This window comes from Nocardia sp. NPDC055002 (genome assembly GCF_053608825.1).
In genome coordinates, this window is record NZ_JBSGWE010000004.1 from 631183 (window position 1) to 646432 (window position 15250).

Genomic DNA, 15250 nt, shown 5'->3' on the forward strand with positions numbered 1-15250 from the left:
GACCGCGCGTCAGGCGCGGGTGTTCACTGCCGTTGCAGCCGCTGACGTGCGCGCCGCAGTCGACCCGCCCGTTCGACCGTCTCCGGGGTGAACCCTTCGTCGGCGGGGTCGGGCTGCCCGCGGAACCGCCGCAGCAGTCGGCGCCCGGCCAGCAGCAACAGCAGTATCGCGGCACATGCGGTAATTATGGCCAGGGCTTGACCGTAGGCGTTCGAGCGCACCGAGACCGAGGTCGCCTCTCCTAGCGCTATCCCGTCCGGGGTGGTAAGGGCGATCGGAATGACCAGCTTACGGCTGTCGCTCACCTCGGTCGGGATCTGGAACGACCGGGTCCCGGACGGCGGAAGCAGCTGTTCGCCGATATCGGTGATGTTCGTCTCGGCAGGCGCTTCGATCCGGAACATCACCCGGATGGCGACGGGCAGTTCATTGCGCGCCACCAGCAACAACGGGCTCTGCTCGGAGGCCAGCGTGTACACCCCGCCCGGTGGCAGCACCGAGACCGAGGAGAACATCGTGTCCAGTTCGCGGGTCGCCTGGTCGATGCGCCGCTGGGCGTGCAGATCGGCGAGCGTGTCGTTGTCGGCCCTGCGGTCGGACAGGCTCAGCGCGCGCAGCAGGTCCTCGCGCGCCGGGGTGAGGAACGCGTGCGGGGTGAGCTCGGATTCGGGCAGTTCGACCAGTGCGCGCATCAGTTCGGTCACCCGGGCGCCTTGGTCGTGAACCGGTCCGATGAACTGTTCCGGCGCGGCGTCCTGGGCGGCGCGCGGCAGGTACTCCAGCGCGAACGGCCGCGGATCGGGTGCCTGCGTGACAAGGTCGGTGAAGCTGCGCGGGCTCGCGAGGTTGTTGCGGGTGAGCAGTTCGACCTGCTTGAGCAGCGCGACGCCCTCCTCCCGGCTGGCACCCCACTGCTGCGGTGGCATCAGCAGCTGCGAGCGCGGCCGGTCCGGCGACGGATTGAGCGCACTCCACGCCATCGCGCCGAGCGCGTCCTGCAACCGGGCCGCGCGTGAGTCGTTGGTGACGTCGAAACGCACCTTCGACGGCGTGAACGACGGCGTCGGCGGGTTCGAGCCGACCGCGGCCAGCGCGGTGGCCGACCAGATGTCGAAGGTGGTCACCCGCAGCGCGGGATCGGTCCCGGCGGCGGCGCCGGCGGGCGGTTCCACGCTCACGCCGGGCACCCGCACGACATCGGGCGCCGACTGTTCCCCACCGACGACCACATCGGGTGTGAGCGTGGTCGGGGCGGAGGTGAGCGCGTTGTCGGTATCGGCGGGCGACCCGTCACCCGACACCGCGGAACCGGCCAGCACCGCCGTGCCGTATCCGTGCTCGCGCAACAACAGCCCGGCCGGATCGTCGATGCTGCCCGAATCGGGCAGGCTCACCCCGCGCAGCGACTGCGTGCCGAGGATCGAGTCCACTACATCGGCGGGCGCGAGCAGGGCCCGCGCCGACAGACCCGGATCGTTCACCGCGGCCAGGGCCGACACGTCGACCTGCGCGAACGGCAGGGCCACCGTGCACATCGATCCGGCCAGCGCGCGCAACCGGTCGAGCCAGGCCTGCGCGTTGGCCGCCCCGGCCCCCTCCCTGGTCGCCCCGCTCGGATCCGACGGACTGGCCAGCACCCGATAGCCGCGCGTCATCGTCTGCACGGTCGAGACCAGGTCGGGGTCGATGGCGATACACACCGATCCGGCCACACTTCTGTCTTTGCCCGGCGCGGGCACCACCGATTCCAGCGCGGCGACGAGCTGTTCGAGACGCCCGCCCTTGCCGACCGAGGCCGCCAGTTCGTCGTCGAGCAGTTCGGCCTGGCCGTTCACCGAGCCGGGCTTGCCCGCGACCATGCGGGGCCGGTCGGCCAGCGGCCAGATCATCGTGGTCGCGATCGGTGACGCTTCCGGCGGCGGCGTCACCGCCGGTTCCGCGCTGCCGTCCACACCCGTGGGCGGCAGTCCGAGGACCGGGAGCAGGAATCGCGCGTCGTCGAGTCTGGCCTGGGTGCCGTAGGCGGGTTCACCGTTGACGTTGAGCAGCAGCGGATACACCCCGGGATCGGTGAGCCCGAGCGATGCCTCCGAGCCCGCGCGCAACGCGATGCTCACCGAGAACTGTTTGCGCTGACCGGGACTCAACTGCGGCGCCACATCCTGGAACGGACCGGTCACCTCGTAGTTCACCTGGTCCAGCCGTAGCGAACTGCGCAACCCGCTCGGCGAATCCACCGCGGCGGCCCGTTGGATCCGCACGCTCACATCGTCGACGACCCGGTCGCCGATATTGGTGACCGTGCCGGAGATGGTCAGCTTCGGGTCGCTGCCGGTGGTGACAGTGCCCGGAGCCACCGCGTCCAGGGTCAGCTTGAGAAACTTCGGCGTTCCCGACCCGTCCGTTTGAGCGTGCGCGACCGCGGGCAGCAGCGTCATCGAACCCAAGATGGTCAGGACCGCCGTGATCAGCCGGATCAGTCCACCCGTCATCGCTTGCCGGTCTCCATCCGGTCGATCAATCGGTTCGCCACTTCGGCCAACCGCCGTTCATCGGCGTAGGCCAACCGGGAATCCAACTCGCTCAACGGAACCCACGCAACCTGGGTCACTTCGACGTCGGCGTCGGACAGCTCACCGCCCAGACACCGCAGCAGAAAATGGTGCACGGTCTTGTGTACCCGTCTGCCCTCGGTGACGAACCAGTAATCGATGCTGCCGAGCTCGGCGACCACTTCCCCGTCGATTCCGGTTTCCTCGGCGACTTCGCGGATCGCGGTCTGCTCGGAGGTCTCGCCCTCTTCGATATGTCCTTTGGGCAGCGACCACAACAGCCGTCCGCGACGGTCGGTGCGCCCGATCAGCGCGGCGGTGCGCTGTTCCTTCGGGCCGTCGAGCCCTTCGACGACCAGGCCGCCGGCCGACGTTTCCCGGACGGTACGCATGCGGGGTTTGCCGGCGTTGTTCGCCGAACCGCGCCGCCGCGGCTGGCGGCGTCGACTGTTCGCGCGATCGGCCGGAGGAGACACCCAGCCAGCTTAGCTGTGTTGTCAGCTCCTTCGGGCGCGCGGGGAATCGATTCGACGGCGCCAGTAAAGTGCTTGTTTGTGGTTTCCCCTGACGTTGTCCCTGATGCTGTGGCGGATCGTCGTGCTCGCCTGCTGGCGGGGGCGGCGGTGACTCTGGGGCAGCTCAATGATGTTTTGGCCCCGCTGGGGGCGATGTTCGCCGAGCGGGGGCACAGCCTGTATCTCGTCGGAGGCAGCGTGCGTGACGCGGTGCTCGGCCGGCTCGGCAACGACCTGGATTTCACCACCGACGCGCGGCCGGAGGTCGTGCAGGAGTTGATGCGTGGGTGGGCCGACCACCTGTGGGATACCGGCGGCTTGGCCTTCGGCACGGTCAGTGCGGCCAAGAACGACCAGCAGCTCGAGATCACCACCTTCCGCGCCGACACCTACGACCGGGTCTCGCGCAATCCCGAGGTCACCTTCGGTGACACCCTCGAGGGCGACCTGGTGCGCCGCGACTTCACGGTGAACGCCATGGCGGTGAAGATCGCCGCCGACGGGTCGCTGGAATTCGTCGACCCGCTCAACGGGATCGAAGCGCTGCTCGAAGGCGTGCTGGATACTCCAGCGGCGCCACAGGATTCGTTCGACGACGATCCGCTGCGGATGCTGCGGGCCGCGCGCTTCGTCGCCCAGCTGGGTTTCGAGGTGGCGCCGCGGGTGCGTGCGGCGATCATCGAGATGGCCGATCAGATCGACCGGATCACCGCCGAGCGGGTGCGCGCCGAACTCGACAAGCTGATCGGCGCCGACCACCCGATCGACGGCATCAATCTGATGTGCGACACCGGTCTGGCGCAGCGCGTGCTGCCCGAGGTGCCCGCGATGAAGCTCGAGATCGACGAGCACCACCAGCACAAGGACGTGTACCAGCATTCGCTGACCGTGCTGCAGCAGGCGATCGACCAGGAGGAAGGCGACGCCGACTTGGTATTGCGCTGGGCGGCACTGCTGCACGACATCGGCAAGCCCGACACCAAACGCAACGAGCCCGCGGGCGGCGTGAGCTTCCACCACCACGAGGTGGTCGGCGCGAAGATGGTGCGCAAGCGGATGCGAGCGCTGAAGTACCCGAAGGCGTTCACCGAAGAGGTTGCGCGCCTGGTGTTTCTGCACCTGCGTTTCCACGGCTACGGCAAGGGACAGTGGACGGATTCGGCGGTGCGCCGATACGTCACCGACGCCGACGACCTGCTCGATCGCCTGCACAAGCTCGTGCGCGCCGACTGCACCACCCGCAACAAGCGCCGCGCGGCGGCCCTGCGCTCGACCTACGACGAGCTGGAGGAGCGGATCGCGGCGCTGCGCGAGCAGGAGGACCTGGCCCGGGTGCGCCCGGATCTGGACGGCAACGCGATCATGGAATTGCTCGGGCTGCCGCCGGGGCCGCAGGTCGGTAAGGCGTGGAAGTACCTGAAGGATCTGCGACTCGACCGCGGCCCGATGACGCGGGACGAGGCCGAAGCCGCCCTTCGGGAATGGTGGGCCACGCAGAACTGATCAGAAGACGATCAGTGTTGTTCCCGCGATGATGGCGTCGCGGATCTGGGTCAGGTCGAACGAGCCGGTGGTCTCGGGCAGTTCGAGCCGGAATTTCACCACGTCACCGCGCCGGTGCGCGTAGGAGATGCTGGCACGGTTGGGCAGGTCGTCGAGCAGTAGCGCGGGTGCGGGCACCACGCGCTTGGGGAGCCGGATGCCGTACCAACTGGCCTTGCGGATGTCGAGGGTGAGCAGGTTGTCGTAGACCTGCCCGTCGACGACCGCCCGCATCTTGCGCGTGCGATGCGTCGCGACGATCTGTCCGCGCTGGTCGAGCCGCACCCGCCAATCCAGGTTCTGGGCGTCCACCCAGTCCGCCAGCGCGCCGATGCCGATGGTGCCCTCGATGTCGAGCTGCTGGACCCGGACCTTGGTCGGCACACCGGGAATCAGCCGCACACCGTGCGCGACCACGGTGACCGTGTCGAACGGATGTGAGTCCCAGACCAGGTTCGACAGCACTGTCTTGCTCTGGAAGTGAGCGCCGCGTCTGCGCAGCTTGAACGTGTCGAGGGTGGCGGTGAGGTCGTGCCCGAGCAGCGTGGCACTGATCTCCTGGCCGCCGAAACGGCTGAGGATGCCCTCGCTGAGCACGGTCATCAGCACATCGGGCATGAGCGCGGTGACGGTGCCGGAACCGAGGTCGGCGACGGGGTCGGCCCAGGACGTGGTGAAGCCGAGCCACTGGTCGATCCATGACGGGTCGAGCAGACGTTTGCCCATATCGACAGCGCCTGCCAGTGACCAGGACTTCGGATCGAAATACGTGGCCATGATGGCTTCGAGCGTACTTGGCCGCGTCGCCGGTGGCCATGAAGTGTGACCCGATTATGGGATATCACGACCGGTTGTTTCCGGAAGTGCGGAGTTGTTTTCTTGTTATGTCCGAATCTGCGGACATATCCTGATCGGGTGGCGAAACTGCGAATCAAGGAAGCGGCCGATCTGCTCGGCGTCAGCGACGACACGGTGCGTCGCTGGATCGACACGGGCGCCCTCACGGCGACCAAGGACGCCGCGGGCCGCCTGGTGCTGGACGGCCGGGAGCTGGCCGAACACGCCGTCGACCAGGCACGCACGCCACACACCCAGGTGGGTAGTGCCAGCTCGGCCCGCAATCGGTTTCCCGGTCTGGTCACTCGCGTGGTGACCGACACGGTGATGGCACAGGTGGAGATGCAATGCGGTCCTTTCACGGTGGTCTCGCTGATGAGCAGCGAATCGGTGCGCGAGCTGGGGCTCGAGCCGGGCAGCGTCGCGCTGGCCAGCGTCAAGGCCACGACAGTGGTGGTCGAGAAGGCCGCCGAATGATCGGCCGGGTCGCGCTCGGTGCCGCGCTGGTGCTGGTCACCGTGAGCGGTTGCGGGAGTGGCGATACCGAGGAATCCACGCTCACCGTGTTCGCCGCGGCTTCGCTGAAGAGCGTTTTCACCGGCCTGGAGAAGGATTTCGAGTCCGCGAATCCGGGTGTGGACGTGCAGTTCTCGTTCGCGGGCTCGTCCGACCTGGCCGCGCAACTCCAAGCGGGAGCGCCCGCTGATGTTTTCGCCTCGGCCGACCAGCCGACCATGGACAAGGCCGTCCAGAGTGGCCGCATCACCGCAGCCCCCACCACTTTCGCCACCAACGTGCTCACCCTGGTCACGGCGCCGGGAAATCCCAAGGGCATCAGCGGAATCAACGACCTCGCCGACGCGACCGTGGTCGTCTGTGCCCCCCAGGTTCCGTGCGGCCGGGCGACGAAAAAGGTCGCCGACGCCGCGGGGGCCACGCTGCGTCCGGTGAGCGAGGAATCCTCGGTGGCCGATGTTCTCACCAAGGTGACCTCCGGCCAGGCCGACGCCGGCTTCGTCTACGTCACCGATGCTTCCGCCGCGGGTGCGAAGGTGGGCGTCGTGGCGGTTCCCGAGGCGTCGGCTGCCGTGAACACCTATCCGATTGCCGTGGTGGCCGATTCGAAGCAAGCCGCGAACGCGCGGAAATTCGCCGAACTGGTCACCGGCCCCACCGGACGCGCGGCCCTGGCCGCGGCGGGGTTCGGCGCACCGTGACCGGTGTCGGCAGTACCGGGCTGCCTCGGTGGTTGCCGGTGCTCGCCGTCTTCGGTTTCGCACTGGTGGTGCTCCCGCTGGCCGCGTTGGCCTGGGGAGTGGAGTGGGGTCGGTTCGCTGAGCTCGTGAGTACCGAAGCATCAAGGGACGCACTGTGGTTGAGCCTGCGCACCGCTACCGCGAGCACCGTGCTGTGCCTGGTGTTCGGGGTGCCGATGGCGGCGGTGCTGGCGCGAGCTCGGTGGCGAGGGTTGCCGATGTTGCGCGCTCTTGTGCTGCTGCCCTTGGTATTACCCCCGGTGGTCGGCGGTATCGCGCTGCTCTACACCTTCGGCCGGCGGGGGCTGCTCGGCGAACACCTGGAAGCCGCGGGAATTCGGATCGCGTTCAGCACGACCGCGGTCGTGCTGGCGCAAACCTTTGTGGCACTGCCCTTTCTGGTGCTCACCCTCGAAGGGGCGTTGCGGACGGCGGGTAGCCGCTACGAGCAGATCGCCGCGACGCTCGGTGCGGGCCCGAGCACGGTCTGGTGGCGGATCACCCTTCCCCTGCTCCGCCCCGCGCTGATCTCCGGCGCGGTCCTCGCCTTCGCTCGCGCCCTCGGCGAATTCGGCGCCACCCTCACCTTCGCGGGCAGTCTCCAAGGCCGCACCCGCACCCTCCCACTGGAGATCTACCTCCAGCGTGAAGCCGATCCCGACGCGGCCGTCGCCCTGTCGGTGGTGCTGATCGTCGTCGCCGTCCTGATCGTCCTGCTCGCCTACCGCCGCACCAGCCCGATCCCCGGCACCCAGCTGCGCAGCGGTGCCCCGCGAGCGATCGGCGGCGCGAAGTGACCGAGGATTCGCCCGAGCAGAGCCCCGCGACCGGACCGGCTGATGTGCCGAGCGACCATACCGGCCCACCTGCGACGTGGCCCGCCGATCGTTCGAGCCCTCCGAGCGGGCTGTCGGTGTCCGCGCGGATCGCCGGCCGCCATCTCGACTTGCGGATCGAAGCCGCCCCCGGCGAAGTACTCGCCGTGCTCGGCCCCAACGGCGCGGGGAAGTCGAGCTTGCTGCAAGTCATCGCCGGACTGCTGGTCCCCGACGAGGGCCACGTACGACTCGGCGAACGCACCCTCACCGACACTGCCGAAGGCATTGCGCTGCCCCCACATCGGCGCGGAGTCTCTCTGCTCGCCCAGGACCCACTCCTGTTCCCCCACCTCAGCGTGCGCGACAATGTCGCCTTCGGCCCACGCAGTCGAGGTGCCAACAGGCGCACCTCCCGCGAAATCGCCGAATACTGGCTGAGCGCCGTCGATGCGAAAGAATTCGCCGACCGCCACCCCGGCGGGCTCTCCGGTGGCCAATCCCAGCGTGTCGCCCTGGCCCGCGCTCTCGCCGTCGACCCCGACCTGCTGCTCCTCGACGAACCCATGTCGGCGCTCGATGTCGATGTCGCCCCGGCCATGCGAACCCTGCTCCGTCGCGTCCTGCGCGACGAACCCGGTCGCGCCCACCCCCGCTGCGCCGTCCTGGTCACCCACGACATCATCGACGCCATCACCCTCGCCGACCGCCTCGTTGTCCTGGAAGCGGGCCGCATCGTCGAATCGGGCCCGGTCGCCGAGGTGATGGCGCACCCCCGCAACCCCTTCGCGGCCCGCATCGCCGGCCTCAACCTCCTGCGCGGCACCGGCGTCGAGTCAGCGCTCCTGACAGGTCCGGTGGCCGAACGCGGTGGCCTGCTCACCGGTGCCGGCGAACCGCAGGCACCGCGGACTCACCCCGGCGATCCGGCCCCGGCCCTGGGGACGGTGCTCGTCGACGACCTCGGCGTCGATGGCTGCGTCGTCGGCGATTTCCTCCCCGGCGCCCACGCCGCGGCGGTGTTCGCTCCGGCCGCGGTGTCGGTATTCCGCAGCCGGCCCGGCGGTAGCCCACGCAACGTGTTCACCGTCGACATCACCGAGATCACCGACCGGGGCGGCATCGTCCGGGTTCGCGGTGACGCACCGCAGGCTCCTGGTCTCTGCGCGGACCTGACCCCCGCCGCTGTCGCCCAACTCCACCTCACCACCGGCATTCAGGTCTACTTCGCGGTGAAGGCCACCGAGGTCCGCGTGTACGCCTGCTGAACCGCGCCCCGGTGATAACGGTATGAATCTGTGCGTTCATGCTCGAAATACCGGGGTACATTCCCGGCGAGTGACCCGCGAAGACCGGAGGGCATCGCATGCCGCTGGACCTGAACAGTGATCTGGGCGAGGGCTTGGGCCCGTGGCGGATGGGTGACGATGCCGCCATGCTCGACATCGTGACCAGCGCGAACATCGCGTGTGGTTTCCATGCGGGCGATCCGACCATCATGCGCCGCACCTGCGAACTCGCGGTGGCCAAGGGGGTGCGGATCGGCGCGCACGTCGGCTATCGCGATCTGGTGGGTTTCGGCCGCCGCGATATCGCCATCGCCCCGGCCGATCTGCGCGACGAGGTGCTCTATCAGATCGGCGCGCTCGCGGCCTTCGCGCGGGCGGCGGGCGACCGGGTCCGCTATGTGAAACCGCACGGCGCGCTCTACCACGCGGCCGCGCGCGATCGCCTGCTCGCCGAAGCCCTTGTCGCCGCGGTGGCCGAGGCCGAACCCGGTCTCGCACTGCTCGGACCGGCGGGTACCGAACTGGAACGGGCCGCCCAGCGGGTGCGTTTCGTCGGTGAGGGATTCGCCGACCGGGCCTACACTGCAACAGGTTCGCTGGCCCCGCGCGGAGTTGCCGGGGCGGTGCTGTCGGCCGACGACGCCGTGGCCCAGGCGACAACTCTTGCGCTGTCGGGGACCGCGCGTACCGTAGACGGTCCCGGTACGGTCGCCGTGTCCGTGGCCAGCGTGTGCGTCCACGGCGACTCTCCGGCGGCCGTCGAGATGGCCCGCCGGATTCGGGGGGCGCTCGACGAAGCCGGGATACCGGTGGAGCCGTTCAGCTGAGGGGTGGGAGGCACGATGGACATCGATTGGAACGCGCGGATCCGGCCCGCGGGTGACCGCGCCATGCTCATCACCCTCGACGACCCGCGCCCGGTACAGCGCTTGGCCTCCGCGCTGCGCGTGCACGCGATAGCCGGTGTCGAGGATGTGCTGCCCGCGGCGGAAACCGTGCTGGTCACCATGCATTCGGTGAGTTACGGCGTGCAGGTCCGCCGTGAGCTCGTCGCGCTGCTCGACCGGCTGGATCACGAGCCACCGCAAGCGGATTCGCCGGATGTTTCCCGTGGAACAGTGCCGGATACCGAGCCGGTGGTGGAGATCCCGGTGCGCTACGACGGCGCGGACCTGCCCGAGGTGGCGCGGTTGCTCGACCTGTCGATCCCGGAGGTGATCGCGGCGCACACCGGCACTGTCTGGCGGTGCGCGTTCGTCGGTTTCGCGCCCGGTTTCGGCTACCTCACCTCGCCCGACGGCAGGCTCACGGTGCCACGCCGCACCCATGCCCGCACGGCCATTCCGGCCGGCGCGGTGGCGCTGGCCGGCGGATATTCGGCCGTCTACCCGCGCGGCACGCCGGGCGGTTGGCAGTTGATCGGCACCACCGATCTGCGAATGTGGGCGGTGGACCGCGATCCACCCGCGCTGGTGCGGGCGGGTTCGGCGATCAGGTTCGTCGCTTCCGACGAATAGCTGCTTCGGCGGAAAATCAAGGGCTGCTCAACGGTGCGCCGCCTCGACAGCGAATCGGGGAGAGATCGCATGCTGATCTTCATCGAACGGGTGGGGCCGCTCGCGACAGTGCAGGACCTGGGCAGACAGGGCTGGTTCGATTCCGGCGTCGGCCAGGCGGGTGCGGCCGACCGCGGGTCACTGCGGCTGGCGAACCGGCTGGTCGGCAATCCGGAGGACTTCGCCGCCATCGAAGCGCTGCTCGGCGGTCTCGCCTTGCGCGCCGACGGTCACCTCACCGTCGCGGTCACCGGCGCGCCCGCCCCCGCCACCGTCGACGGCACCCCGGTCGGGCACGCGAGTGTGCTCGAACTCGACGAGGGCCAGGTGCTGCGACTGGGCCTCGCGAACACCGGTCTGCGCAGCTACGTGGCGGTGCGCGGCGGTATCGATGTGGCCAAGGTGCTGGGTTCGCGCAGCCGCGACACCTTGTCCGGCATCGGTCCCGACCCGCTGGTGGTCGGCACGCAGCTGCCGGTCGGTCCCCCGCCGCGCACCCTCCCGACCGTGGAATTCGCGCCGGTTCCGCTGCCGCCGAAAGTGCTCACGGTCCGAGCGTGTCCGGGCCCGCGCGCGGACTGGTTCACCGATCCCGATCAGCTGTTCCGCGGTTCCTGGATCGTTTCCACCGACACCGACCGGGTCGGCGCCCGGCTGGATCGCGGCGACGGACCCCCGCTGGTGCGGTCGATCGGCCGTGAATTGCCCTCCGAGGGCGTGGCGCTGGGCTCGGTGCAGGTGCCACCGAGCGGTCAGCCGGTCGTCTTCCTGGCCGACCACCCGATCACCGGCGGTTATCCGGTGATCGCCGTCGTCCTGGATGCCGATGTCGACCGTGTCGCGCAGGCTCGCCCCGGCGACAGACTGCTGTTCGTGGCGGCGTCCTGACTCAGCGCGGCGGATTCAATCGCGCGTGCATGAGGTACACGTTGTAGCTGTCCCACGCCGACATCGTGAAGTACAGGTCCTGCGCGGTCGACCAGGGATGGATGAACCCGCCGTACGCCTTCGGATACATCTCGGTGGACACCAGCGGCACTGTCGAGGTCCAGGCGCCCTGCGGCTGGCCGGCGGTCCGCAACACGATCTGGCTCGCGGCCGAATCGAGATAGACCATCTGCCACTGCCGGCTTTCCTCGTCGAACCGCACCGACAGCTCGCTGGCCATCCCGTTCACGAGCGGTGTCGCCGAATTCTGCGCCGCGGGCGCCCAATTGCCGTCCACCCAGTACTGGTAGGCCGTCTTGTTGAGCACGTCGGCCTTGCGCACCCTGGCCAGGCCGATCGTCCCGATCCGGCCGTTGGGCGTGCCGAACATGTAGACGTAGTCCCCGTGCGGCACCATCGCCGCCACCTGGAATTGCCCGAGGCCGAACATGTTCTCCCAGCGGGCATGCTGATCTTTGGTCCAGGTCGAGCCGCCGTCGTCGGAGTAGGCGAGTCCGCCGTAGTTCGTCATCCACATGCCGGGGATCTTCGACCAGTGGTTCACCGACATGTAGCTCATGAACTGCCGTTTGCCGAGCGCGAACCCCGAGGTCGGGATCGTGGTGGTCTCCCAGTTCTTGATCTTGCGGCTGCCGAGGAGCTCGGCGGCGTGACAGGGGCTGTCCTGCACCATCGAGTCGATGGTGATGCCGTCGCTCAGATCCTTGTCGGTGCTGTAGGCCAGCACATTCGATCGCCAGTCGGCGCCGTCGGAGCCGGCGCCGCCGTAGGCCCAGCCCTCGCCGAAGGTGTCGCCGAAAACCATGGCCACCTTGCCCGGTTCGGTTTCCCAGAACAGCCCGAGGTCGGTGCCGTCGACCTGCCAGCGCATATCGGTCCGGTTGGTCGAGCCGTGTCCGGTGACCTGGTCCACGAGGCGGACGGACTCCACCTTCGCGGGCACGACCGGCGCCCCCAGCGGACCGCGCTCGATCGGCCGGACCACCGGTTCCGGTGCTTCCTGGGCCGGTTCGCCCTCGCCGCCGGGCACCGGGATCGGAATCGGCTCGATCTCCGGGTTGATCCTGATCCGCGGCAACGCGATCGCCGATCCGGTCGAGGTGGACTCGTCCGTACTTTCCGGTTCGGGTTCCGGCGTGTCACGGACCTCCGGGCACGGATTGCGGCACGGGTCCGAGGGCAGCGGAACCTGTGCGACGCGCGTGTTGTCGTGCGGCGGGTCGGGAATCGGTACCGGCGTCAGCTGCGGTACCCAGACCGGGATGTCGATACTCGGCGGCAGGACCGGCGCGGGCGGTGCGGCCGGGTCGGGCAGCCGGTTGACCGGGTCGAATCCTGTTTCCCCGCAGAGATTCACCGGCGGGGGCACCCACGGCAGCGGGCCCGCCTGTGCGGGGACGGCGAGGATGGCGGACAGCAGCACACCCACGGCGGCAGTTCCGTGCGATACCGGTCTTGCGCGCATCTGGCTCCCTCGAATCGGTGTCGGCGAGGAACACCTGTGATCTTGTGAGAACTTACCGGAACCGATCGCTGTTGCCGTGCGTCCAAACACATGTGAACGAAATCGAGTACGTCTTCGGAACCGGCGACGCGGTCGTGCACCACTGGTCGAGCTACGACGAACTGGCCGACACGAGCGTCGTCGACGCGCTCTGGATCGATTACGACACCGGCGTCGACCACGACACGCTGCTCCCCGACATCGCGCCGGCCACCGCCGATCACCGAACGGTGCTGGCCCAGGAACCCGCGGGCACCCTCAGCAGGCCACCCTGGCTCGACGGGAATTGAGGACGATGGCCGCGATGCCGAGGGCGTACACCCCGGCGCCGGCCAGCACCACCCCGATCGAACGTCCGTCGGCCGGGATCACCAGCGCGGTCACCGCGATCGCCAAGACGAAGCAGACGTTGAAAACCGTGTCCTGCAGGGCGAATACCTGTCCGCGCTGGTCGTCGTCGATGTCGATCTGCATGCTCGCGTCGCCGGTGAGCTTGATCGTCTGCCCGGCGAGGCCGAGCCCGAACGCGCCTGCCAGCAGCAGTCGGTGCGCGTTGTCGACCGCGGGCCCGGTGGCCAGCGCGATTGGCGTCACGAGCGTGAGCTGCACGATCACCGCTGTCGTGAGCCCGAGCAGTACGGTGCGCGGCCTGCCGAGGCGCGGAATCAGGATCGGCGCACCGATCGCGGCCAGCAGCATGCCCGCCGCCGCGAAGCCGATCGCCACCCCGAAGCCGACCAGCCCGCCGCTCATCTCGGCGCCGTCGGTGGGCTGGCGCAGTACCAGCACCATGATCAGCGTGTTCATCCCGAAGACGATGCGATGCGCGCCGATGCCGATCATCGCCGTGGTCACCTGGGCCGCACGCCACACGGCCCGCGCGCCGGTGCGCAGACCGGTCGCGATGGCGTGCACGGTGCTCTCGGTCGCGGCCGAGCCACGGTCCGGCCCGAGCACATGCGGTCCGAACCCGTAGGCCAGCACCGCGCCGACCAGCGAGCCGAGCCCGCTCAACGCCACCGCGACCGCCGAGGCCGCGTCGCCCGCGCCGATCAGCGCGATCACCGCCACCGACGCCGCGGCGCCGATCCCGGCACATACCGAGACCACCGTCGCCAGCACCGAATTCATCGGCACCAGCCAGCGCTGCTCGAGCACCCGCGGCAGCGCCGCCGACACACCGGCCAGCACGAACCTGCTGATCCCCACCGTCGCCAGCGCCAGCACCAGCAGTGGCGTCTCCCCCACTCCCACGAACAGCCCGATCGCGGCCACGCCGATCAGCACCGCCCGCGCCACACTCGCCGCCAGCAGCACATTGCGCCGATCCCACCGATCCAGCAGCGCGCCCGCGTACGGCCCGAGCACCGAATACGGCAGCAGCAGCACCGCGAAACCGGCGGCGATGGCCAGCGGATCGGTCTCGCGTTCCGGGTTGAACAGGATCGCGCCCGACAGGGCCGCCTGGAACATCCCGTCACCGAACTGCGCGGCCAGCCGCAACAGGGCCAGCCGTGGCACCCGCGGGTTCCGGCGGACCACCTCGCGGGTGTCGCGAAGCAGATGTCTCATCGAGATCGGCTGCTCATCCGCCGTATTCGAGCCGTCAGGGGGATGAGTCGACACGTCATGACCATAGTGGTGCCAGAATTGAAGGGTGACGCCCACATCGACGACACCGCCGCGGATCGAACTACACCGCGGTGGCGACCGGATGAAGACGCGGATCCCGTGGCTCGACTCCAAGCATTCGTTCTCCTTCGGCGAGCACTACGACCCCGACAACACCCATCACGGGCTACTGCTGGTGAACAACGAGGACGTGGTGCTGCCCGGCGAGGGCTTCGACACCCATCCGCATCGGGACATGGAAATCGTCACCTGGGTGCTCGGCGGCAGCCTCGTGCATCAGGATTCGCTCGGCCACAACGGTGTCATCTATCCGGGTCTGGCCCAGCGCATGAGCGCGGGCACCGGCATCATGCACTCGGAGAAGAACGATTCGTGGCGCCTCGACGGCAAGACCCACGACGAGCCGGTGCACTTCGTGCAGATGTGGGTGGTTCCGGATGAGCCGGGCGTCGACCCCGGCTACCAGCAGCTCGAGATCGACGACGAGCTCGCGCGCGGCGAGCTGGTGACGGTCGCGTCGGGCCTACCTCGCTATCGCGACCGCACGGCCATCGCGATCAATTCCTCACATGCCGCCATGCACGTTGCCAGGATGACGGCCGACAGTCCCGGCGTCACCCTTCCTGATGCCCCCTACCTGCATGTTTTCGTCGCACGCGGTGAGGTCGACGTCGAGGGTCTCGGCACCCTGTCCCAGGGCGACGCGATTCGGCTGACCCGCTCCGGCGGCCAGTTGATCCGTCCGCACGGCGACGCCGAGGTGCTCGTCTGGGAGATGCACGCGCGCCTCGGCGGTGGGTGAGC

General features: G+C 69.0%; 15 protein-coding genes. 10 read left to right on the forward strand and 5 right to left on the reverse strand.

Annotation, left to right across the window (positions count from 1 at the left end; all coding sequences use genetic code 11):
* Window positions 1-23: 23 nt before the first annotated feature.
* Both ACWF99_RS19690 and ACWF99_RS19695 read right to left on the reverse strand, forming a co-directional pair.
* Window positions 24-2492 (reverse strand): DUF6049 family protein, encoded by a 2469-nt coding sequence (locus ACWF99_RS19690; protein WP_452537039.1) that lies wholly within the window; start codon window positions 2490-2492, stop codon window positions 24-26.
* On the reverse strand, window positions 2489-2944 hold the full coding sequence (locus ACWF99_RS19695; protein ID WP_228536794.1) for an NUDIX hydrolase: 456 nt from the start codon (window positions 2942-2944) through the stop codon (window positions 2489-2491). The genes ACWF99_RS19690 and ACWF99_RS19695 overlap by 4 nt, the downstream gene beginning before the upstream one ends.
* A 192-nt stretch (window positions 2945-3136) precedes the next feature.
* On the opposite strand from ACWF99_RS19695, the gene ACWF99_RS19700 reads away from it, so the two are divergent.
* A complete protein-coding gene (locus ACWF99_RS19700) occupies window positions 3137-4570 on the forward strand; it encodes a CCA tRNA nucleotidyltransferase (protein ID WP_452537040.1) in 1434 nt (477 codons plus the stop codon).
* Here the strand turns inward: ACWF99_RS19700 and ACWF99_RS19705 are convergent, their stop codons facing one another.
* Window positions 4571-5386, reverse strand: a complete 816-nt coding sequence (locus ACWF99_RS19705) for a hypothetical protein (protein ID WP_378634640.1) — start codon at window positions 5384-5386, stop codon at window positions 4571-4573.
* A 138-nt stretch (window positions 5387-5524) separates the two neighbouring features.
* Between ACWF99_RS19705 and ACWF99_RS19710 the strand changes: the two genes are divergently transcribed.
* From ACWF99_RS19710 to ACWF99_RS19740, 7 genes are all read left to right on the forward strand, one after another.
* Window positions 5525-5923 (forward strand): TOBE domain-containing protein, encoded by a 399-nt coding sequence (locus ACWF99_RS19710; protein WP_378653545.1) that lies wholly within the window; start codon window positions 5525-5527, stop codon window positions 5921-5923.
* Complete coding sequence (gene modA, locus ACWF99_RS19715; protein ID WP_452537041.1) at window positions 5920-6663, forward strand: molybdate ABC transporter substrate-binding protein; 744 nt, start codon at window positions 5920-5922, stop codon at window positions 6661-6663. Before ACWF99_RS19710 ends, modA begins: the two co-directional genes overlap by 4 nt.
* On the forward strand, window positions 6660-7499 hold the full coding sequence (locus ACWF99_RS19720; protein WP_452537042.1) for an ABC transporter permease: 840 nt from the start codon (window positions 6660-6662) through the stop codon (window positions 7497-7499). The genes modA and ACWF99_RS19720 overlap by 4 nt, the downstream gene beginning before the upstream one ends.
* Window positions 7500-7609: 110 nt before the next feature.
* A complete protein-coding gene (locus tag ACWF99_RS19725; protein ID WP_452537165.1) occupies window positions 7610-8785 on the forward strand; it encodes a sulfate/molybdate ABC transporter ATP-binding protein in 1176 nt (391 codons plus the stop codon).
* A gap of 98 nt (window positions 8786-8883) precedes the next feature.
* Entirely contained in the window at window positions 8884-9633 is a 750-nt protein-coding gene (locus ACWF99_RS19730; protein ID WP_378634648.1) for a LamB/YcsF family protein, read from the forward strand.
* Between the two features lie 15 nt (window positions 9634-9648).
* Window positions 9649-10323 (forward strand): 5-oxoprolinase subunit B family protein, encoded by a 675-nt coding sequence (locus ACWF99_RS19735; RefSeq protein ID WP_378634650.1) that lies wholly within the window; start codon window positions 9649-9651, stop codon window positions 10321-10323.
* A gap of 69 nt (window positions 10324-10392) precedes the next feature.
* Window positions 10393-11250: a 5-oxoprolinase subunit C family protein gene (locus ACWF99_RS19740; protein ID WP_378634652.1), complete on the forward strand. Its 858-nt coding sequence runs from the start codon at window positions 10393-10395 to the stop codon at window positions 11248-11250.
* Window position 11251: 1 nt separating this feature from the next.
* Here ACWF99_RS19740 and ACWF99_RS19745 read toward each other — a convergent pair whose 3' ends face one another.
* Window positions 11252-12775, reverse strand: a complete 1524-nt coding sequence (locus tag ACWF99_RS19745; RefSeq protein ID WP_378653552.1) for a DUF4185 domain-containing protein — start codon at window positions 12773-12775, stop codon at window positions 11252-11254.
* Between the two features lie 92 nt (window positions 12776-12867).
* Here ACWF99_RS19745 and ACWF99_RS19750 point away from each other — a divergent pair, with 92 nt between their 5' ends.
* The gene (locus ACWF99_RS19750; protein ID WP_378634655.1) at window positions 12868-13104 is read left to right on the forward strand and encodes a hypothetical protein; all 237 of its coding nucleotides are present in this window, start codon (window positions 12868-12870) and stop codon (window positions 13102-13104) included.
* Here ACWF99_RS19750 and ACWF99_RS19755 read toward each other — a convergent pair.
* Window positions 13073-14386, reverse strand: coding sequence for an MFS transporter (locus tag ACWF99_RS19755; RefSeq protein WP_452537166.1), 1314 nt, complete (start codon window positions 14384-14386; stop codon window positions 13073-13075). The genes ACWF99_RS19750 and ACWF99_RS19755 overlap by 32 nt on opposite strands.
* Window positions 14387-14528: 142 nt before the next feature.
* On the opposite strand from ACWF99_RS19755, the gene ACWF99_RS19760 reads away from it, so the two are divergent.
* Window positions 14529-15248 (forward strand): pirin family protein, encoded by a 720-nt coding sequence (locus ACWF99_RS19760; RefSeq protein ID WP_378635249.1) that lies wholly within the window; start codon window positions 14529-14531, stop codon window positions 15246-15248.
* Window positions 15249-15250: the final 2 nt, after the last annotated feature.